We start from the raw sequence: 19928 nt of genomic DNA, 5'->3' as shown, positions 1-19928 counted from the left end.
TCCGGCCGGAGCGTGGTCACCTCGCGGCCCCCGCGGCCGGGGTGCCCGTCCCGACCACCGGGGCCAGTCCGTGCGAGCGGGCCACCGCTCCCGGTTCGCCGCACTCGGCCAGCCAGTTGGCGAGCATGCGGTGCCCCCACTCGGTGAGCACCGACTCCGGATGGAACTGCACCCCTTCGACGGCGGCTTCGCGGTGCCGGAGCCCCATGACGATCCCGTCCTCCGTCCAGGCGGTCACCCGCAACTCGTCCGGGAGCGTGTCCCGTTCGACCGCGAGCGAGTGGTAGCGGGTGGCGGTGAAGGGCGAGGGGAGCCCGGCGAAGACTCCGGAGCCCTCGTGCAGCACCGCCGAGGTCTTGCCGTGCAGCAGTTCCGGCGCGCGGCCGACGACCCCGCCGTAGGCCACCGCCATGGACTGCACACCCAGGCAGACGCCGAAGACGGGTACGCCGGTTTCCGCGCAGTGCCGGACCATGTCCACGCACACCCCGGCCTCTTCGGGGGTGCCGGGGCCGGGGGAGAGCAGCACCCCGTCGAACCCCTCGTCGGCGTGCGCGAGTCCGACCTCGTCGTTGCGCAGCACCTCGCACTCGGCGCCGAGTTGGTAGAGGTACTGGACCAGGTTGAAGACGAAGGAGTCGTAGTTGTCGACCACGAGGATGCGTGCGCTCATCGGAAGGCGGCCACTCCGTGCTGGACTGAGGTCATCCCGTTGTCGACGGTGACGTCGTTGAACGGCAGCAGCGGCTCCGCCCACGGGAACACGTACTGGAAGAGGATGTAGACGACCGCGAGGACCAGCACGAGTGAGATCAACGCCCTCACCCACACGTTGCCCGGCAGATGTCGCCAGATCCAGCCGTACATGCGGTGCCTTCCTTCCGGGTCCCCGCAACAGGGTAAAGGGAGATCGGCGACCAAGGGACGTCCATGGGACAAAGCTTCGGCATGGGATCGGGCCGCGCGCACGGGATGCCGGGGGCCGGCGGCGGGGCGGCTCACTGCTGGTCCACAGGCGTCGCATAGCGCAGGTCCACCGACCCGGTGTAGCCGGGCAGGGTGGTCCGGCCGGACGCCGCCACCTTCCAGCCGAGTCCGTACGCCCGCACGTACTGGAGGTAGTTGCGGATCGCCGGGCTGGCGTCGAGGGCCTTGCGCAGCCGGCTCTGGTCGCCGACCGCGGTGATCCGGTAGGGCGGGGAGTACACCCGGCCCTGGAGGATGAGGGTGTTGCCGACGCAGCGGACCGCGCTGGTCGCGATCAGCCGCTGGTCCATGACGCGGATGCCCCGGGCGCCGCCCTGCCACAGCGCGTTGACCACCGCCTGGAGGTCCTGCTGGTGGATGACCAGGTCGTTCGGCTGCGGGTCGGGCACGCCGGGCACCAGCGCGGTGGCGTTCGGCGGGGCGTCGTCGAGGGTGACCTGGAGCGCCGGGCCGGTCAGCGGCGCGGTGCCGGCCGCCTTGCCGAGGGCGTCGATCCGGGCCCGGTCGGCGGCGCTGAGGCCGCTGCCCTGCCGGGTCAGGCCGTCCACGTCGGAGCGGACCCCGGCGAGCTGCCGCTCCAGCTTCTCGTTCTGCGCGTTCTTCGCCCGGATGTTGTCCGACAGCTTCGGCAGCGGGTCGTCGCTGCGGATGTCCACACCCTTGGCGGTGTCGAAGCTCGTCCAGAAGATCAGCCCGGCCAGCGCGAAGACGCCCGCGCTCAGTGCGCGCAGCGCTACCGTGCGGGAGGTCCCGCGGGATGTCCCACGAGATGTAGGGGCTGGGGAGGTGCCACCGGCTCCGGTCACCAAATACCCTTCTCCTTACAACCCAAGGGAAGCACTACGCTAACGGACGTCCGGGAGCGGCACCGCCTCCCACCGCCCCTCACCCGCCGGGCTGACCCCACAGAACCGCGCGGTCACGCAGCGCATCGACAGGAGTTCTCTCGTGCCGAAGTCACGGATTCGCAAGAAGGCGGACTTCACCCCGCCCCCCAGCAAGAACGCCGGAGCGATAAAGCTCAGCAACCGCGGCTGGGTGGCGCCGCTGATGCTGGCGTTCTTCGTCGTCGGGCTGGCCTGGATCGTCCTGTTCTACGTGACCCGCGGCGACCTTCCGGTGGACGCGTTCGGCAACTGGAACATCGTGGTCGGCTTCGGCTTCATCGCCGGCGGCTTCGTCGTCTCCACCCAGTGGAAGTAGCACATCGACACGGTGGAAGCAGCACGTCGGGCATGGTCCCCCGCACTTGTCCACACGGTTATCCACAGTGGGGAAAAGGTCGGAAGATCTGTGGATAACCTCTACGGAGTTGACGCCGGTACGACCGGTGGTCGCCACGGCGGCCACCGGTCTTTCGTCGATCGGGCCGGGAAAACCCGGTCGAACCGGACCACGTGACGTCGTGCACACGGGTTGTGCACAACATGGCGGAAGTTCTTCACAGGTGCGGTCCCGCTGTGGATAACGTCGGATCAACGCCAGGGACACGGGCCGGTGCGGCGGTCAGGGCGTGACTTGCGCCACAGCCACGCCGATGAGCGCGACCGAGGCCAGCAGCACCGCCGCCGTGGACCCCCACTGCACCAGCGACCGCCGCTCCCGCGGCGCGTAGAGCATCCCTATGGCCACCAGCGTCCCGGCCACCAGACCGCCGACGTGCGCCTGCCAGCTCACCCCGCTCCAGGTGAAGCTGAAGAGGATGTTCAGGCCGAGCAGGATCAGGATCGGCCGCATGTCGTAGTTGGCCCGCCGCATGTACACCGCGGTCGCGCCGAACAGCCCGAAGATCGCCCCCGAGGCGCCGATGGTCAGCGCGTCCGGCGCGAGCAGCAGCACCGCGGCGCTCGCCCCCAGCGCGGAGACCAGGTACAGCGCGATGTAGTGCAGCCGCCCGAGCCGCTGCTCCAGCGGGGCGCCGATCCACCACAGCGTCAGCATGTTGAAGCCGATGTGCAGCGGGTTGGTGCGCTCGTGCAGGAACGCCGAGGTGATCACCCGGTACCACTGGCCGTCGGCCGCGCCGCCGCAGACATGGTGGCCGAACTGGTCGTGCAGGCACACCGCGTACAGCCCGTAGTCCGAGGCGACCTTGCCGGTGGCGCCCCCGCCGGCCGCCAACTCCACCAGCCACACCGCGACGTTGACCGCGATGAGGATCTTGGTGACCAGGAACGGGTCGCCCCGGCCGACCCGGCTGCCGGTCACGGTACGGGGCTGGGAGACATGGCGCGGGGCGCCCGGACCCGCCTGGTGGGACTGGGCCACGCACTCCGGGCACTGGAAGCCGACCGAGGCGCTGACCATGCACGCGGTGCAGATCGGCCGCTCGCACCGGGTGCAGCGGATGCCGGTCTCCCGGTCGGGATGCCGATAGCAGCAGACCGGCTGGTCCATGACGTCCACTCCCTGATGACACCCGACGACACCCTGCGCGCCTGTGCGCGCGCCCTGTGCGGGCTGTGCACTCGTACGCCCCGCCCTCTGAGTACGTGCGGGCGGGGCGTGGCGTTCCCCGAAGACTACGGGATCGGCGGTCGCGGGCGGGCGGTCAGGAGGTACGGCGCTCGATCAGCACCGTCTCCAGGACCACGTCGCTGAGCGGGCGGTTGGTGTGCGGGTTGGTCGGGGTGCCGACGATGCCGTCCACCACCTTCCGGCTGGCGTCGTCGGCGACCTCGCCGAAGATGGTGTGCTTGCGGGTGAGCCAGGTGGTCGGTGCCACGGTGACGAAGAACTGCGAGCCGTTGGTGCCCGGCCCGGCGTTCGCCATCGCCAGCAGGTAGGGCCGGTCGAAGGCCAGGTCGGGGTGGAACTCGTCGGCGAACTCGTAGCCCGGGCCGCCGGTGCCGTCGCCCAGCGGGTCGCCGCCCTGGATCATGAAGCCGGACAGGACCCGGTGGAAGACGGTGCCGTCGTAGAGCTTCTCGTGCGACGGGTCACCGGTACGCGGATCGGTCCACTCCCGGGTGCCCTCGGCGAGCCCGACGAAGTTCGCGACCGTCTTGGGGGCGTGGTTCGGCAGCAGCCGGATCACGACGTCTCCGAGGTTGGTCCGCAAGGTGGCGTAGAGCTGCTCGGCCACGTTCTACCTTCCATGATTCTTCGCTGACAAGGGACAAATCCTTGCACGGCCCGGACGGTGCCGTGGGCCCGGTCCCCGGCCCTGCCCGCTGCTGGGGCGGCCGGTACGAGGGGAATCGGGCCGACTGACCCGGATGGCTTGCCGCACATGCCGTACACCGGTCGGCCGGGCATGATTTCGAAGCGGATGGACAGGCGAGGACGGTACGCCACCGAACCACCGAGGAGGAGGTTCCTGTGACCCGCATCGACAGCGTGCGCCACGCGGCCGACGTGACGAAGGACAGCGTGCGGCACGCCGCGGAGGTGGCCGCACCGTACGCGGCCGCGGCGAAGGAGAACGCCGTGGTCTACGGCCGGCAGTACGGTCGGCAGGCCGGCGTCTACGGCCGCCAGGCGGGCGCCGTCGCCCGGCAGCAGTACGAGGCCAAGCTCGCGCCCCGGGTCGACCAGGCCCGGGAGCAGGTGTGGGCCGCCATGCCGCCGAAGGCCGCCAACGCCGTGGAGACCGCGACCCGCCGCACCGCGGAGGGCGCGCGGGCCGCCACCGACTACGCCGCCCCGAAGGTGACCACCGCGGTCGCCGCGACCCGCTCCGCGGCCGGTCCGGCCAAGGACGAGGTGGTGCTGCGCGGCGGGGCCGCCCTGCAGGCCCTGCGCGGCCAGGTGTCGGCCGGCGACATCGACCGGCTGGTGCGCCGCCGGATGCGGCGCGCGAAGGCCGGGCGGGCCGCCCGCGACGTGGTGCTCGTGGCCGTCTGCTGCGGCGCGGCGCTGGCCGCGTGGAAGTGGTGGAACAAGCAGAACAACCCCGAGTGGCTGGTCGAGCCGTCGGAGCCGACCGACACCGGCGAGCGCTCCCCGATGCCCGGCACCACCACCCTCACCGTGGTGGACCCGCAGTCCGGCTCGCTGAACGGCTCCTCGCCGGACACCGTCGACCACGTCGACGGCTCGCCCGGGGCGGACGAGCTCGACGAGGAAGTGCGGGCCAAGCAGGCGGAGGCGGACCGCAGGCGCGAGAACGGCGAGGGCGGCGGCCACTAGGCCGTGGCCTGGAGCCGCCGCCGGTCCGCCCGCCGCCCGCCACCCACTGCCCGCCCGCCGGCGCGGTCCGCGGCCGGGCTCAGGCCGTCGCCGCGGGTGCCGGCGCGGTCGCGGCGCCGGCCGGGTCGGCGTCCTCCACGTGCTGGTCGAGCACCGCGGGGACGTCCTTCAGGGTGCGCAGCGCGAACAGCGCGCCCGCGAGCATGACCGCCGCGGCGGCCACCACCGTGACGTGCATGCTGCCGGTGAACGCCGCGCGGGCCGCGTCCACCACCTGCCGGCCGGTCGCGCCGCCGAGCTGCCGGCCGGTCTGCACCCCGCCCGCCACGGACTCGCGGGCCGCCGACCGGTGGCCGGCGCCGAGCAGCGCGGGCAGGTGCAGGTCGTTCCGGTAGAGCGTGGTGAGCACCGACCCGAGGATCGCGATGCCGAGCGCGCTGCCCAGCTCCGTGCCGGTCTCCGAGATCGCCGCCGCCGCGCCCACCCGCTTCCTGGGCACGCTCGCCAGGATGGTGTCGGAGGTGACGGCGAAGGTGAAGATGACGCCGAGGCCGTTGACGACCAGCAGCGGCAGCAGGTGCCAGTAGCCGGTGTGCGGGGTGACCCGGACGAAGGCCGCGGTGCTCAGCGACATCAGCAGCAGGCCGAGCGCGACCGTGCGGGCCCGGCCGGCGCGCTGGACCAGGACCGTGGACAGCGGCGCCCCGAAGGCCGCGGACAGCGGCCCCGGCAGCAGCGCGAGTCCCGCCATGAGCGGCGACCAGCCGTGCACGACCTGGAAGTAGAGCGAGCAGGCCAGCGACAGCGTGGACGAGGCGAACAGCGCGACCACGTTCGCGGCCAGGGCGCCGGTGAACGCGGCGTTGCGGAAGAAGCGCAGGTCGAGCAGCGGCTCGGCGAGCCGCCGCTGGCGGCGCAGGAAGGCGGTCAGGGACACCGCGCCGACGGCCGCGGTGATCCACACCGCCGGCTGGTCCACGCCGTCGCGGGCCGCGGTCTTGATCGCGTAGATGATGCCGAGCATCCCGGCGATCGACATCGGCGCGCCGGCCCAGTCCAGCCGCCCGGGGTGCGGGTTCCTGGACTCCGGCAGCACGATCACGCCCGCGACCAGCACCAGCGCCATCAGCGGCACGTTGATGAGGAAGACCGAGCCCCACCAGAAGTGGTCGAGCAGCAGGCCGCCGACGACCGGGCCGAGCGCGAAGCTGGCCGCGCCGACGCCGCTGCTCACCCCGACCGCGGTGGTGCGCTCCCGGGGGTCGGTGAAGGCGTTGCGGACCAGGGAGAGCGTGGAGGGCATGATCGTCGCGCCCGCGACGCCGAGCAGCGCGCGGGCCGCGATCAGCAGGCCGGGGTCGTCGGCGTAGGCGGTGAGCGCGGAGGCGGCGCCGAAGCCGGCCACGCCGAGGAGCAGCAGCCGCTTGCGGCCGATCCGGTCGCCGAGGCTGCCGGCGAAGATCAGCAGCCCGCCGAGGACGAAGCCGTACACGTCGACGATCCACAGCAGTTGCGTCGAGGAGGGGTGGAGCTGGTCGGTGAGGCTCGGCAGCGCGTAGTTCAGGACGCTGTTGTCGATGCCGAGGAGGGCGGCGGCCACGCAGCAGATGGCGAGGACCGCCCAGCGGCGGCCGTCGGCCACGGCGCCGGAGGCGGGGGCGGGAGTTGTCGTCGTCATGGCACCGAGCGTGGGCGGGGGCGCTGACCGCGGGCTGACCGTCGGCGCACCGCGGGCTGACAGCGGGTGTCGGCGCAGGTCGGGGCGGTGCCCCGGAGCGGTGGTCGCGCCCTTCGCGCGGGGGCGGGGGACGGGTCACCCGCCGGTCAGGTACTCCGTGGTCAGGGCGAGCGCGGCGGCCCGGTCCAAGGCGCGGGTGCGCGCGTACGCCTCCTCGTACGGCCCGTCGCCCAGGGCTCTTCGGGCCGCAGCGGCCGTGGCGCGTACGTCGGGTCCGCCGGGCGGCCTGCCGCGCACCGCGTGTGCGGCGCCCAGCAGCAGTGCGGCCCGACGCGGTTCGTCGACCAGCACCGCGAGCCCCGCGGCGGCCACCGCCAGGAGCGCGCCGGACATCGGGAACTCCATGGCACCGCTGCCGCTGTCCGCCGCGGCGGCCCTGAACCGGTCCCGGGCGGCGGCCGCGTCGCCCTCGGCCACCGCGATCCAGCCGAGGGCGCGCAGCGCGGTGGAGCGGATGCCGTCGCTGGAGAACCAGCCGCGCGGGCACTCCAAAAGCGCCTGCTCGCACAGCGCCCGCGCGGTGGCCAGATCGCCGGACAGCCGGGCGGCCTCGCCGAGCCCGACGTGGGCCATCGCCAGCGTCTCCGGCGAGCCGGCCCGGCGGGAGAGCAGCACGGCCCGCTCGCAGTACGCCCGCGCCGCGTCGTACTCCTCCGCGCGCAGGCTGTACGCGGCGTGGTTGCAGAGCAGTTCGGCCATGTCCAGGGCGGAGTCCAGCTCCTGCGCCAGCTCCAGCGCACGGCCCAGCGACGCGAGGGCCTCCGGCAGCCGGCCGTCGTAGTCCGCGAGGTCGGCGAGCACATTGAGGGAGGTGATCATGCCCCAGCGGTCGCCCTCGGCCGTGAAGTACTCCAGAGCGCGGGTGCACTCGCGCCGGGCGGTGGCGGTGTCGGCGTGCGTCATCCACGCCTGGAAGCCGGCGCCGAGGTGGCCGAGCGCGCGGTACCACGGGTCGTCGTGCTCGGCGAGGAACTCCTCCAGCACCGCGACGGTGTCCTCGCTCGCGTCCGGCACACCCGCGAACGGCGCCCACAGCAGCGTGAGGACGGGGAAGCGCCGGGACACCCGGTGCATCCGGTCCACGACGACGGTGGCGGCCGCCACGTGCTCGGCGTAGGCGTCCGGGTCGGAGAGCGCGCCAAGCACCGCCATCACGCACAGGGCGAACTCCTCCTCCATGCCCTCCGGCGGGTGCGGCCCGAGCGCCGCGAGCACCTGCCGGGCGGCCGCGACCCCCTCGTACCGCACCCCGCGCAGCAGCCAGTACGACGACAGGGCCGCGACCAGCCGCATCGTGGCGGTGGTGTCCCCGGCAGCCTGGGCGCGGTGCAGGGCCGCCCGGAAGTTGTCGTTGTCCTCGGCGTACCGCGCCAGCCACTCCACCTGCTCGGCGCGGCGCAGGTGCGGGTCCGCGTCGAGCGCGAAGCGCAGGAAGTGCGCGATGTGGGCGCGCTGGGTGCGGTCGGTCTCGCCCGCCTCGGCCAGCCGCTCGGCGCCGTACGCGCGGATCGACTCCAGCACGCGGTAGCGGACCCGGCCGGACACGTCCGGCTGCTGGGCGACGACGAGGGACTTCTCCACGAGCGCGGCGACCAGGTCCAGCACGTCGTCGGGGTCGATGCGGTCCGCGCCGGCGGGGTCGCCGTGGGCCGGTTCCGGGTCGGCGCAGACCGCCTCCGCGGCATCCAGGGTCCAGCCGCCCGCGAACACCGAGGCGCGCCGCAGCACCGCCCGCTCGTCCGCGGGCAGCAGCTCCCAGCTCCACTCCACGACGCCGCGCAGGGTGCGCTGGCGCGGCTGGGCGGTGCGGCTGCCGCGGGACAGCAGCCGGAAGAGCGCGTCCGGCCGTATGCCGAGGCTGTACGGGACCACGTCGCCGTCGCGGTCGGGGAGCGCACCGAGCCGGGCGGCGATGTCCACGACCGACAGCGAGCGCAGCCGGGCCGCGGCGAGCTCGATCGCCAGCGGCAGCCCGTCCAGGGCGGTGCACAGCCGCAGCACGGCGTCCGCGCTCGCCGGGTCGGCGACCGGGTCGAAGTCGGGGCGCACGGCGGTGGCCCGTTCGACGAATAGGCGTACGGCGGGGGAGGCCAGCGCTCCTTCCCGGTCCGTGCCGGGCTGCGGCAGGGGCAGGGTCGGCACCGGGCACAGCGCCTCGCCGTCGATGCCGAGCGCTTCGCGGCTGGTGGCGAGGACCCGCAGCAGCGGCAGCCCGGCGAGGAGGCGCTCGGTGAAGTAGGCGGCTTCGGTGACGACGTGCTCGCAGTTGTCCAGGACCAGCAGCAGCGGGCGGTCGGCGAGGGCGGCCGTGATCCGGGACAGCGGGTCCGGCGCGGCGGCGCCCGGGCCGGACGTCGGCAGCAGCCCGCCCTCGCGGAGCCCGAGGCCGCCGAGGACGGCCCGTGCCAGGGCGGCGCCGTCGTCGAGCCCGGCCAGCTCCACGAACCGCACGCCGTCCGGGTGGCGGCGGGCCGCCTCCACCGCGAGCCGGGTCTTCCCGGCGCCGCCCGGGCCGATCAGCGTGACGAGCCGGCCATGCGCCAACTGCTCGCCGATCCGGGCGATTTCCTCCTCGCGGCCGATGAAGCTGGTGAGCCGGGCGGGAAGTTCGTGGTGCTCCGGAGGCTCGGGACGCTCCGGATACTCCGGATGTGCACGGCGGGCGTGCGGCGCTGTTCCACGTGGAACATGCGCCTCCGCGCGTGTTTCACGTGGAACATGCGCGGTTGTCCGGGGCGGTACGGGTGCGGGCCCGGCTGCGGCTGCGCCCGGCCCCTCCCGCTCCTCCCGCGTCCGCGGCCTGTCCGGTATCAGCGACGGGTCTCCGCGCAGCACCGCGAGGTGGACCGCGGACAGCTCCGGGCCCGGGTCGGCGCCCAGCGCGTCGGCCAGCTCCCGCCGGGCCGCCTCGTACGCCGCCAGCGCCTCGGCCTGCCGCCCGCTGCCGTACAGCGCGCGCATCAACTGGCCGCGCAGCCGCTCCCGCAGGGGGTGCGCGGCCACCAACTCCCCCAGTTCCGCCACCACATCGCGATGCCGGCCGAGCGCCAGTCCTGCCTCGACCCGGTCCTCCACCGCCCCCAGCCGCAGTTCCTCCCACCGCGCCGCCTGGGCCACCGCGAACGGCGCGTCCCCCACGTCCGCCAGCGCGGGCCCGCGCCACCACCCGAGCGCGTCCGCCAGCAACTCGGCCGCCGCGCCCGGCTGTCCGGCCGCCAGCGCCTCCCGCCCGCGCAGCGCCAGCCGCTCGAACCGGTACGCGTCCACCTGCTCCCGCTCCGCCGCCAGCCGGTACCCCGCCGGGTGCCCCTCCACCGCCACCGGCAGCACCTGCCGCAACCGCGAGATCTGCGACTGCACCGCGTTGGCCGCCCCGGCCGGCGCGCCCGCTCCGTACAGACCGTCGATCAGCCGCTCCGCGGCGACCACCCGCCCCGCCTCCAGCACGAGCAGCGCCAGCACCGCCCGCCGCCGCGGCCCGCCCAACGCGGCCTCGGCGCCGTCGGCCCCGACCGCCCGCGTCGCCCCCAACACCCCGAACATGACCACCCCCCGATTCTGTCCCACCCCCACCCCGACCCCCAGCCCCCGCACCCCACCGCCCGGCCGCCGCACCCGGCCCACACGCCGTCGGCCCCCTCACCCATCCCGGGTGAGGGGGCCGACGGTCTGCGCGCACACGAGTGGAGCCTAGGAGATTCGAACTCCTGACATCTGCCTTGCAAAGGCAGCGCTCTACCAACTGAGCTAAGGCCCCGTGTGGCAGACAGCGTACCGGGTGGAGGGGGGCGAGCCGAAACGGGTTGTGGGCGGGATGGGTGGGACACACCCTCGCGCCCGGGTGGGCGGCCCTGGCAGAGTCTGGTCCGACGGGATCGAGGTCGGTGAAGAGGGCGGACGGCAGGCGATGGGCGAGGTCTTCGCGGGTCGGTACGAGCTGGTGGACCCGATCGGACGCGGCGGGGTCGGAGCGGTGTGGCGGGCGTGGGACCGCCGCAGGCGGCGCTACGTGGCGGCGAAGCTGCTCCAGCAGAGCGACGCCCACGCGCTGCTGCGCTTCGTCCGGGAGCAGGCGCTGCGGATCGACCACCCGCACGTGCTGGCCCCGGCGAGCTGGGCCGCGGACGACGACAAGGTGCTGTTCACCATGGACCTGGTGTGCGGCGGTTCGCTGTCGCACCTGGTCGCGGAGTACGGCCCGCTGCCGCCGCGCCTGGTCTGCGTGCTGCTCGACCAGCTGCTCGCCGGGCTGAGCGCGGTGCACGCCGAGGGCGTCATCCACCGGGACATCAAGCCCGCCAACGTCCTGCTGGAGGCGACCGGCACCCGCCCCCCGCACGTACGGCTGTCGGACTTCGGGATCGCGATGCGCAAGGGCGACGCCCGGCTCACCGAGGCCAACTACGTGGTCGGCACGCCCGGCTACTTCGCCCCGGAGCAACTGCTCGGCGCCGAGCCGGACTTCGCGGCGGACCTGTACGCGACCGGGCTCGTCGCGCTCTACCTGCTCGGCGGGCGCAAACCCGACGCCCAGGCGGTGCAGGACCGGTTCCTGGAGATGGGCATGCCCCCGGCGCCGCTGGGCGTGCCGGGCCCGCTGTGGCAGGTGGTCGGCACCCTGCTCCAGCCGGACCCGTACGCGCGGTTCCGTACGGCGACGGGCGCGCGCAAGGCGCTGGCGGCCGCGTCGGAGCTGCTGCCGGAGGACGGGTCCGGCGAGGAACCGGTGGAGATCTTCGACCTGATCGGCCCGCTGCCCGCGGGGTTCGGCCCGGACGGGCCGACCGCGGACCGGGCGGTCACCGCGCCGGCGCCCGCCGGTGCGGCCGCCCCGCCGTCCACTCCCGTCCCCCCGCCACCGGCGCTGCCGCCGGACCAGGACCGCTCGAGCCAGGGGCACCCGGGCCAGGGCCACCCGGCCGGATACGGTGCGGCGCCCCTGCCGGGCTACCCCGCCCGCCCCACCACGGCCCCCACGCCCATGCCTCCCGCCCCGCCCGCGGCTCCCCCCACGCCACCCGCCACCCCGGTGCCGCCCCCGCAGATGCCCGTCGAGGCCCCTGTGGAGCCCCTGCCCGCCCCGCAGCCGCCCGGCGGGCGCCGCCAGCCCCGCCACGCCGCCCCGACCGCTCACGCGGCCGTGGAGGCCGTACCGCTGCCCGCGCCCGCCGCTCCGCCGGAGCCCCCGACGCACCCGCCCACCCGCCTGAACCACCCCGCACCGCCGGAACCCTTCCCGGCCCCCGCGACCGCGGCCCCGACTCCGACCCCCGCGACCGCCTCCACCGCGCCGGGCACCACCACCGGCACCGCGGACACCGCCGACACCGCCTCCGCCGCCCTCCCGGCCCGCCGTGCCAAACCCGGCCCCCCGGCGAAGGTCGCGGTGCCGATGCTGGTCCTCGCCCTGCTCTGCTTCGCGATCGGCGTCGTGGCCTTGATGGCCTCCTGAGGCTCAGCCCCTGGCCGGCCGCCGCCGCGCCGCCCCGAACCAGACCGCCAGGACGAGCAGCAGCAGCGTGCCGAGCCCGAACGCCCCGTACGCGACCATGCGCAGCCCCGGGACCGCGGGCGCCCCGCCGGCCGTGCCGGCGGCCGACGGCGCGGTGCCGTCGGCCGAGGCCGCCGCGTGGGCGTCGACGCCGATCCCGGCCGCGCCCGGGTCCCCGGCGTACGGGGGACCGGCCTGCGCCGTACCGGAGACCTGGACCCGCAGTGTGACCGGCACCGCCCCGCTGACCTGCTTGGCCACGTCCGGGTGCACCGTGACCGCGACGTAGTACCACCCCGCGTACCGCACCCGCTGGACCGTGTCGTCGTCCGAGGAGCGGTTCGCGTAGGACACCGTCGGCACCTGCGTGTCGAGCGAGGTCTGCGCGCCGGAGTAGGAGCCGTCGTCGCCGTCGACGTACTGCCGGACCGGGCTGAAGGAGGTCAGCCGGACCCCGGTGTTGACGAAGTTGAGGGAGCTGCCGATCAGCGGCGCGCTGGAGAAGTCCGCGAAGACGGTGGCCTGTTGGCCCCAGTCGACCGCCACCTTGTAGAAGCGCGTCTCGCCGGGCAGCACCTGGTCCTTCCAGATGCCGGTCCGCAGCGCGGCCGCGGTCTCGAACGAAGTGCCGCCGCTCGCCGGCTTCGTCGTGCCGGTGGTGAGCGGGGTCGGGGAGGCGGTGGCGGTCACGTCGGGCGGTGCGGACTGCCGGTCGGCGCCCGCCTTGAGCGGCGGTTCCAGGACGTAGCGCAGCTCCAGCGGCCAGGCCGCCTGGTCCGAGCCCGCCTCGGAGGTGCGGTGCACCTGGAGCGTGTACCGGTCGGCGACCTCGCAGGAGCCGTAACCGCCGCTGGCCACGCGCTGCACCGCGGTGCCGACCGGGCGGGCGTCGCCGTCGTCGTCGAAGTGCGCCTCGCGGCTGTCGCACTGCGTCCCGTCGGCGCTGGTGAACTTCAGCTCGATGCCGTCGTTGTAGGCCACCTTCACGCCGGTCGGCGGCAGGGCGAACGCCGAGGCGTAGGCGGAGGAGACCGCGTCCAGGGGGATGGTGTACATCCGCGTCTGGCCGGGCTTGATCGTGTCCTGGTAGGTGGTGCCCGCCTTCAGCACGGGTGCGTCGGCCGTGGTGGCGGCTCCGGTGAGCACGCGGCCCTGCGGCTGCCAGGTGGCCGGGGCGGTCGGCGTGGCCGGGGCGGTGGCGGTGTCGGTGGCACCGGAGGGGGCGGAGGACGCCGAGGACGAGGAGGTGTCCGGCGACGTGGTCGTCCCGCCGTCCGCGACCGCCGGGGTCGCCGCGGCGGCCAGCACCACTAAGGCCGCGGCCACGCCGAACGTCGTGCGCTTCATCCCCTGCTCCCGTCCCCTCCGACCGGGGAACCGACCGGGACCGATCGGAGCCGATCAGAGTGCGATGCGCGGCACCGTAGCTGCACCGGCACCGTATCGGAACGGGCGGGAACGGCGAAGGCCCCGGCCGCGCTGTGCGACCGGGGCCCGAAGACCGCCCTCGCGCCTCTCGGCGCGCTGCTCACGGCATCTCACACGTCTGAGCCGGAACCACCCGGGACCGTGTCAGTGGCTTCCGTCCACAGGTCCTGCTCGGCGCGATCCGCCTGGATCTGCCGGTACACGAACAGCCCGGCGACGGCGGCCAGGGCGATCAGGAGAATCTTCTTCATCGCCTGACCCTCCTCCTTCTTGCGTGAGACGAGCTTCTGACCCGCCCGACTATACACAGCGGCCGATACCGAATGGTTACCTGGCATCGAAAACGGGTAGGGCGTCGCGCCACCGCCGAGGCCGGGCCCGACACCCCGCCGGGGAACGACAAAGGCGGCCCGGTCCCTCAGGGACCGAACCGCCTGTCTGCGAGTGGGGCTACCAGGACTTGAACCTGGGGCCTCTTCCTTATCAGGGAAGCGCTCTAACCGTCTGAGCTATAGCCCCGCGCTGCACGGAAAGATTAGCGCACCAGGGGCCGAGCCCCAAAATCGGTTACTCGTCCTCGGCCAGGGTGAGCTCCACGCCGCCCACGAAGTTCGAGGAGAGGTTGTAGATGAAGGCCCCCAGAGTGGCCAGCGCGGTGGCGAGCACCACGTCGATGACCGCGATCACCGTGGTGAACAGCAGCACCCGGGACAGCGACAGGAAGCTCACCAGGTCGAAGCCGCCCTTGCCGCCCTCGGTGGAGGTCGCGTCGCTGATGGTGGAGCCCACGGCGCTGAACACGCCGATGGTGTCGAGCACCATCCACAGCACGGCCACCGCGACGATCGTGCAGATGCCCAGCGCGATCGACAGCAGGAAGCTGACCTTCATCACCGACCACGGGTCGGCCTTGGACACCCGCAGCCGCGCCTTGCGGGTACGCGGCGCCGTACGGGCCGCGGGCCGCGGTCTGCGCACCCCGGCGGCCGCGGCGGACGTCCCGGTGCCACCGGGCGCGTCCGAGGGCCGAGGCGGCGGGTACGCGGCCGGCGGCTGGTGCGGCGACTGACGGGTGTCGGTCACGGTGTATCCCCCCTCCTGCGGACCGCTGCGGTCCGCAGCGCCGGCCGGGCCGGTGCTCCCGGCCGAGCCATGGGCACCGCCCGTGCGGCCGGCGCCATGGGCGCCACCCGTCCTACCGGACCCGCCCGCGGCGCCCATGGCTCCACTCACGGCTTACTCCTCTGCTTCACCGGCCGCGGGGGTCTGACCCGGGGCCGCAGTGTCATGCCCTGTCGTGCTCGTGTCGTCCGCCGCGGCCGCCTGCGCCACCACGCCGTCCTGCTCACCGGACTCCGCGCCTTCCGGCGCCACGCCGTCGGACTCCACGCCGTCCGGATCATCCTCCGCTTCGGCGTTGCGCGCGATACCTACCACCGCGTCCCGCTTGCCGAGGTTGATGAGCTGGACGCCCATGGTGTCACGACCGGTCTCCCTGACCTCGTTGACCCGCGTCCGGATCACGCCACCGCTGAGCGTGATGGCAAGGATCTCATCGGTCTCCTCGACCACCAGCGCACCGACCAGCGAGCCCCGGTCCTCGACGATCTTCGCCGCCTTGATCCCGAGCCCGCCACGCCCCTGCACGCGGTACTCGTCGACCCGCGTGCGCTTGGCGTAGCCGCCGTCGGTGGCGGTGAAGACGAACGTACCGGGCCGCACCACGTTCATGGAGAGGAGTTCGTCACCCGCGCGGAAACTCATCCCCTTCACCCCCGAGGTGGCCCGGCCCATCGGCCGCAGCGCCTCGTCGGTCGCGGTGAAGCGGATGCACTGCGCCTTGCGGCTGACCAGCAACAAGTCGTCCTCGGCGGAGACCAGCTCGGCGCCGATCAGCTCGTCGGACTCGGCCGCGGCGCCCTCCTCGGCGGCCCCGGCGTCCCGCAGGTTGATCGCGATCACACCGCCGGAGCGCGGGGAGTCGTAGTCCTTCAGCGCGGTCTTCTTCACCAGGCCGGACTTGGTGGCGAGCACCAGGTACGGCGCCGCTTCGTAGTCCTTGATGGCCAGGATCTGGGCGATCCGCTCGTCCGGCTGGAAGGCCAGCAGGTTCGCCACGTGCTGGCCTCGGGCGTCCCGTCCGGCGTCCGGAAGCTCGTACGCCTTGGCGCGATAGACGCGTCCCTTGTTCGTGAAGAACAGCAGCCATTGGTGCGTGGTTGTGACAAAGAAGTGGTCGACGATGTCGTCCTGCTTCAGCTTGGTGCCCCGCACGCCCTTGCCGCCGCGCTTCTGCGAGCGGTAGTCCTCGGTCTTGGTGCGCTTGACATAGCCGCCGCGGGTGATCGTGACGACGATGTCCTCCTCGGCGATCAGGTCCTCGATGGACATGTCGCCGTCGAAGGGCACCAGCTTGCTGCGCCGGTCGTCGCCGAACTTGTCGACGATGGCCTGGAGTTCCTCGCTGATGATCTGCCGCTGCAACTCGGGCGAGGCGAGGATCGCGTTGTACTCGTTGATCTTCACCTGGAGCTCGTCGTGCTCGGCGATGATCTTCTGCCGCTCCAGGGCGGCCAGCCGCCGCAGCTGCATCTCCAGGATCGCGTTCGCCTGGATCTCGTCGATCTCCAGCAGGCCCATCAGGCCCTCGCGCGCGGTCTCGACGGTGTCGCTGCGCCGGATCAGCGCGATGACCTCGTCGATCGCGTCGAGCGCCTTGAGCAGGCCGCGCAGGATGTGGGCGCGCTCCTCGGCCTTGCGCAGCCGGAACCGGGTACGCCGGATGATGACCTCGACCTGGTGGTTCACCCAGTTGCGGATGAACGCGTCCAGCGAGAGCGTGCGCGGCACCCCGTCGACCAGCGCGAGCATGTTGGCGCCGAAGTTCGACTGGAGGTCGGTGTGCTTGTAGAGGTTGTTGAGCACCACCTTGGCGACGGCGTCGCGCTTGAGCACGATCACCAGCCGCTGGCCGGTGCGCGAGGAGGTCTCGTCGCGGACGTCCGCGATCCCGCCGATCCGGCCGTCCTTCACCAGGTCGGCGATCTTCTGCGCGAGGTTGTCCGGGTTGGTCTGGTACGGCAGCTCGGTGACGACCAGGCACTGCCGGTTCTGGATCTCCTCGACCTCGACGACCGCGCGCATGGTGATCGAGCCGCGCCCGGTGCGGTACGCGTCCTCGATGCCGCGGCGGCCGACCACCAGGGCGCCGGTCGGGAAGTCCGGGCCCTTGATCCGCTCGATCAGCGCGTCGAGCAGTTCCTCGGACGTCGCGTCCGGGTTGGCCAGGAACCACTGGGCGCCGTCGGCGACCTCCCGCAGGTTGTGCGGCGGGATGTTGGTGGCCATGCCGACCGCGATCCCGGCCGACCCGTTGATCAGCAGGTTCGGGAAGCGGGACGGCAGGACCGTCGGCTCCTGGTTGCGGCCGTCGTAGTTGTCCGTGAAGTCGACGGTCTCCTCGTCGATGTCCCGGACCATCTCCATGGCCAGCGGCGCCATCTTGCACTCGGTGTACCGCATGGCGGCGGCCGGGTCGTTGCCCGGCGAGCCGAAGTTGCCGTTGGAGTCCACCAGCGGCATCCGCATCGACCACGGTTGCGCCAGCCGGACCAGCGCGTCGTAGATCGAGGAGTCGCCGTGCGGGTGGTACGTGCCCATGACGTCACCGACGACGCGGGCGCACTTGTAGAAGCCCTTCTCCGGCCGGTAGCCGCCGTCGTACATCGCGTACAGCACCCGGCGGTGCACGGGCTTCAGGCCGTCGCGCACGTCCGGCAGGGCGCGCGAGACGATGACGGACATCGCGTAGTCGAGGTAGCTGCGCTGCATCTCCGTCTCGAGCCCGACGGGCTCGATGCGCAGCCCCCCGGACTCGTTGCGCTCGTCCATCTCGGACGCGGGGAGATCGGGCACGGGAGGGGTGTTGGGGGTCTCGTCGGCCATCGCTGTCTGATAGTCCTTTCACACGGCCGGAAGTCGGGGCCGACTCAGATGTCCAGGAACCGGACGTCCTTGGCGTTGCGCTGGATGAAGGTGCGGCGCGCCTCCACGTCCTCGCCCATGAGCACGGAGAACAGGTCGTCGGCCTGCGCCGCGTCGTCCAGCGTGACCTTGCCGAGCACACGGTGGTCGATGTCCATGGTGGTGACCCGCAGCTCCTCGGCGTTCATCTCGCCGAGGCCCTTGAAGCGCTGGATTGAGTCCTCGCGGATGCGCTTGCCGCTCTGCTTGCCCAGCTCCACCAGCGCGTCGCGCTCGCGGTCGGAGTAGGCGTACTCCCAGTCGTCGCGGCCCCACTTCACCTTGAACAGCGGCGGGCGGGACAGGTACACGTGTCCGGCCTCCACCAGCGGGCGCATGAACCGGAAGAGGAAGGTCAGCAGCAGCGTGTTGATGTGCTGGCCGTCGACGTCGGCGTCCGCCATCAGGATGATCTTGTGATAGCGCAGCTTGTCGATGTCGAAGTCCTCGTGCACACCGGTGCCGAAGGCCGAGATCAGCGCCTGGATCTCCTGGTTCTGCAGGATCTTGTCGATCCTGGCCTTCTCCACGTTGAGGATCTTGCCGCGGATCGGGAGGATCGCCTGGTACTGCGGGTTGCGGCCGGACTTCGCCGAGCCGCCGGCGGAGTCACCCTCGACGATGAAGATCTCGCACTTCGTCGGGTCGTTCGACTGGCAGTCGCTCAGCTTGCCCGGCAGCGACGCGGACTCCAGCAGGCCCTTGCGGCGGGTGAGGTCCCGCGCCTTGCGGGCCGCGACCCGGGCGGTGGCCGCCTGGATCGACTTGCGGATGATGTCCGTGGCCTCGTTGGGGTTGCGGTCCAGCCAGTCGGTGAGGTGCTCGTGCACGACCTTCTGCACGTACGTCTTCGCCTCGGTGTTGCCGAGCTTGGTCTTCGTCTGGCCCTCGAACTGCGGCTCGCCGAGCTTGACCGAGATGATCGCGGTCAGGCCCTCGCGGATGTCCTCGCCGGTGAGGTTGTCGTCCTTCTCCCGCAGCAGCTTCTTCTCCCGCGCGTAGCGGTTGACCAGGCCGGTCAGGGCCGCGCGGAAGCCCTCTTCGTGGGTGCCGCCCTCATGGGTGTGGATCGTGTTCGCGAAGCTGTAGACACCCTCGCTGTACTGGGTGTTCCACTGCATGGCGACCTCGACCGACAGCAGCCGCTCCTTGTCCTCCGCCTCGATGTCGATCACCGTGGGGTGGACCATCTCGCCCTTGCGCGAGTTGAGGTACCGCACGTAGTCGACGATGCCGCCCTCGTAGTAGTACGAGGCAAAGAGCGGCTTGCCCTCCTCGTCCACGTGGTCGGGGCGCTCGTCGGTCAGCGCGATCCGCAGGCCCTTGTTGAGGAACGCCATCTCCTGCAGCCGCCGGGAGAGCGTCTCGAAGGAGTACTCGGTGGTCTCGAAGATGTCCGGGTCGGCCCAGAAGGTGACCGAGGTGCCGGTCTCCTCGGTGGCCTCGCGCTTGGCCAGCGGCGCCGTCGGCACGCCCAGCTTGTAGTCCTGCGTCCAGCGGTACCCGTCGGTGCGGACCTCGACGGCGACGCGCGTCGACAGCGCGTTGACCACCGAGACGCCGACGCCGTGCAGACCGCCGGAGACCGCGTAGCCGCCGCCGCCGAACTTGCCGCCGGCGTGCAGCACGGTCAGCACGACCTCGACGGCCGGCTTGCCCTCCGAGGGGATGATGCCGACCGGGATGCCGCGCCCGTTGTCCACCACGCGCACGCCGCCGTCGGCGAGGATCGTGACGTCGATGGTGTCGGCAAAGCCGGCCATCGCCTCGTCGACCGAGTTGTCCACGACCTCTTGCACGAGGTGGTGCAGGCCCCGCTCACCGGTCGAGCCGATGTACATACCGGGGCGCTTGCGCACCGCCTCGAGTCCCTCCAGCACGGTGATCGCACTGGCGTCGTAGGACTTGTTGGAGTTCTCGTTGGGGTTGCCGGAATCGGCCACGAAGCGCCCTTTCTGGCACAGCACGAGCCGGGTCCCACCGCGGTGGGATCGGCTGCGATGTTCTGACTGTGGTTCGACGGTTCCGCTGGGGTACCCCTGCCGGACTCGCCGGACTGCCAGGGGAGGGCGGTCTCGTACCAGTCTACCGGTAGCGCCGACATGAGTGGGGCTTTGCCGGTACCTGAGT

At 72.7% G+C, this 19928-nt stretch carries 15 protein-coding genes and 2 tRNA genes; 3 read left to right on the top strand and 14 right to left on the bottom strand.

The genetic code is table 11. The features are described 5' to 3' along the window. Positions 1-16: 16 nt before the first annotated feature. From WA788_RS04550 to WA788_RS04540, 3 genes are all read right to left on the bottom strand, one after another. Positions 17-673, bottom strand: coding sequence for an aminodeoxychorismate/anthranilate synthase component II (locus WA788_RS04550; protein WP_335971852.1), 657 nt, complete (start codon positions 671-673; stop codon positions 17-19). Next, the gene (locus WA788_RS04545; protein ID WP_335971850.1) at positions 670-867 is read right to left on the bottom strand and encodes a hypothetical protein; all 198 of its coding nucleotides are present in this window, start codon (positions 865-867) and stop codon (positions 670-672) included. The genes WA788_RS04550 and WA788_RS04545 overlap by 4 nt, the downstream gene beginning before the upstream one ends. Positions 868-998: 131 nt before the next feature. Further along, positions 999-1793, bottom strand: coding sequence for a DUF881 domain-containing protein (locus WA788_RS04540; RefSeq protein ID WP_435137179.1), 795 nt, complete (start codon positions 1791-1793; stop codon positions 999-1001). A gap of 142 nt (positions 1794-1935) precedes the next feature. Here WA788_RS04540 and crgA point away from each other — a divergent pair, with 142 nt between their 5' ends. After that, positions 1936-2190: a cell division protein CrgA gene (crgA, locus tag WA788_RS04535; RefSeq protein WP_335971847.1), complete on the top strand. Its 255-nt coding sequence runs from the start codon at positions 1936-1938 to the stop codon at positions 2188-2190. Positions 2191-2493: 303 nt separating this feature from the next. Here crgA and WA788_RS04530 read toward each other — a convergent pair whose 3' ends face one another. Next, positions 2494-3384 (bottom strand): rhomboid family intramembrane serine protease, encoded by an 891-nt coding sequence (locus WA788_RS04530; protein ID WP_335971845.1) that lies wholly within the window; start codon positions 3382-3384, stop codon positions 2494-2496. A gap of 154 nt (positions 3385-3538) precedes the next feature. Then, the gene (locus WA788_RS04525) at positions 3539-4072 is read right to left on the bottom strand and encodes a peptidylprolyl isomerase (RefSeq protein WP_335971843.1); all 534 of its coding nucleotides are present in this window, start codon (positions 4070-4072) and stop codon (positions 3539-3541) included. 236 nt (positions 4073-4308) lie between these two features. On the opposite strand from WA788_RS04525, the gene WA788_RS04520 reads away from it, so the two are divergent. Then, positions 4309-5118, top strand: a complete 810-nt coding sequence (locus tag WA788_RS04520; RefSeq protein ID WP_335971840.1) for a DUF5324 family protein — start codon at positions 4309-4311, stop codon at positions 5116-5118. Positions 5119-5197: 79 nt separating this feature from the next. Here WA788_RS04520 and WA788_RS04515 read toward each other — a convergent pair whose 3' ends face one another. From WA788_RS04515 to WA788_RS04505, 3 genes are all read right to left on the bottom strand, one after another. Continuing rightward, positions 5198-6796 (bottom strand): MFS transporter, encoded by a 1599-nt coding sequence (locus tag WA788_RS04515; protein ID WP_335971838.1) that lies wholly within the window; start codon positions 6794-6796, stop codon positions 5198-5200. Between the two features lie 135 nt (positions 6797-6931). Continuing rightward, a complete protein-coding gene (locus WA788_RS04510; RefSeq protein ID WP_335972221.1) occupies positions 6932-10399 on the bottom strand; it encodes an AfsR/SARP family transcriptional regulator in 3468 nt (1155 codons plus the stop codon). A 141-nt stretch (positions 10400-10540) separates the two neighbouring features. Next, positions 10541-10613: transfer RNA gene (locus tag WA788_RS04505), tRNA-Ala, on the bottom strand. Positions 10614-10763: 150 nt separating this feature from the next. On the opposite strand from WA788_RS04505, the gene WA788_RS04500 reads away from it, so the two are divergent. After that, positions 10764-12308 carry a serine/threonine-protein kinase gene (locus WA788_RS04500; protein WP_335972220.1) on the top strand — a complete coding sequence of 515 codons (1545 nt, stop codon included), beginning with the start codon at positions 10764-10766 and terminating at the stop codon, positions 12306-12308. Positions 12309-12311: 3 nt separating this feature from the next. Here the strand turns inward: WA788_RS04500 and WA788_RS04495 are convergent, their stop codons facing one another. The 6 genes from WA788_RS04495 to gyrB all read right to left on the bottom strand — a co-directional run bounded on the left by WA788_RS04495 (position 12312) and on the right by gyrB (position 19765). Next, on the bottom strand, positions 12312-13694 hold the full coding sequence (locus WA788_RS04495; protein ID WP_335971835.1) for a hypothetical protein: 1383 nt from the start codon (positions 13692-13694) through the stop codon (positions 12312-12314). A 191-nt stretch (positions 13695-13885) separates the two neighbouring features. Beyond that, positions 13886-14026 carry a DLW-39 family protein gene (locus tag WA788_RS04490; RefSeq protein ID WP_335971832.1) on the bottom strand — a complete coding sequence of 47 codons (141 nt, stop codon included), beginning with the start codon at positions 14024-14026 and terminating at the stop codon, positions 13886-13888. Between the two features lie 194 nt (positions 14027-14220). Further along, positions 14221-14294, bottom strand: a tRNA-Ile gene (locus WA788_RS04485). A gap of 48 nt (positions 14295-14342) precedes the next feature. Further along, positions 14343-14996: a DUF3566 domain-containing protein gene (locus tag WA788_RS04480; RefSeq protein WP_435137195.1), complete on the bottom strand. Its 654-nt coding sequence runs from the start codon at positions 14994-14996 to the stop codon at positions 14343-14345. A gap of 15 nt (positions 14997-15011) precedes the next feature. After that, a complete protein-coding gene (gyrA, locus tag WA788_RS04475; protein WP_335971828.1) occupies positions 15012-17720 on the bottom strand; it encodes a DNA gyrase subunit A in 2709 nt (902 codons plus the stop codon). Between the two features lie 44 nt (positions 17721-17764). Then, entirely contained in the window at positions 17765-19765 is a 2001-nt protein-coding gene (gyrB, locus tag WA788_RS04470; protein ID WP_335971827.1) for a DNA topoisomerase (ATP-hydrolyzing) subunit B, read from the bottom strand. Between the last annotated feature and the right edge of the window lie 163 nt (positions 19766-19928).

The sequence above is a fragment of the Streptomyces sp. CA2R106 genome, from assembly GCF_037034245.1.
Lineage (GTDB): Bacteria > Actinomycetota > Actinomycetes > Streptomycetales > Streptomycetaceae > Actinacidiphila.
Note: the sequence above shows the minus strand (reverse complement) of the source record. Positions and strands in the feature narration are given on the sequence as shown.

Excerpts from the sequence above, each read along its gene's own strand:
- WA788_RS04510 (WP_335972221.1), bottom strand. The coding sequence starts at position 10,399 with ATGTTCGGGGTGTTGGGGGCGACGCGGGCGGTCGGGGCCGACGGCGCC.
- WA788_RS04515 (WP_335971838.1), bottom strand. The coding sequence starts at position 6,796 with ATGACGACGACAACTCCCGCCCCCGCCTCCGGCGCCGTGGCCGACGGC.
- WA788_RS04490 (WP_335971832.1), bottom strand. The coding sequence starts at position 14,026 with ATGAAGAAGATTCTCCTGATCGCCCTGGCCGCCGTCGCCGGGCTGTTC.
- WA788_RS04550 (WP_335971852.1), bottom strand. The coding sequence starts at position 673 with ATGAGCGCACGCATCCTCGTGGTCGACAACTACGACTCCTTCGTCTTC.
- gyrA (WP_335971828.1), bottom strand. The coding sequence starts at position 17,720 with ATGGCCGACGAGACCCCCAACACCCCTCCCGTGCCCGATCTCCCCGCG.
- WA788_RS04500 (WP_335972220.1), top strand. The coding sequence starts at position 10,764 with ATGGGCGAGGTCTTCGCGGGTCGGTACGAGCTGGTGGACCCGATCGGA.
- WA788_RS04495 (WP_335971835.1), bottom strand. The coding sequence starts at position 13,694 with ATGAAGCGCACGACGTTCGGCGTGGCCGCGGCCTTAGTGGTGCTGGCC.
- WA788_RS04480 (WP_435137195.1), bottom strand. The coding sequence starts at position 14,996 with ATGGGCGCCGCGGGCGGGTCCGGTAGGACGGGTGGCGCCCATGGCGCC.
- WA788_RS04530 (WP_335971845.1), bottom strand. The coding sequence starts at position 3,384 with ATGGACCAGCCGGTCTGCTGCTATCGGCATCCCGACCGGGAGACCGGC.
- WA788_RS04545 (WP_335971850.1), bottom strand. The coding sequence starts at position 867 with ATGTACGGCTGGATCTGGCGACATCTGCCGGGCAACGTGTGGGTGAGG.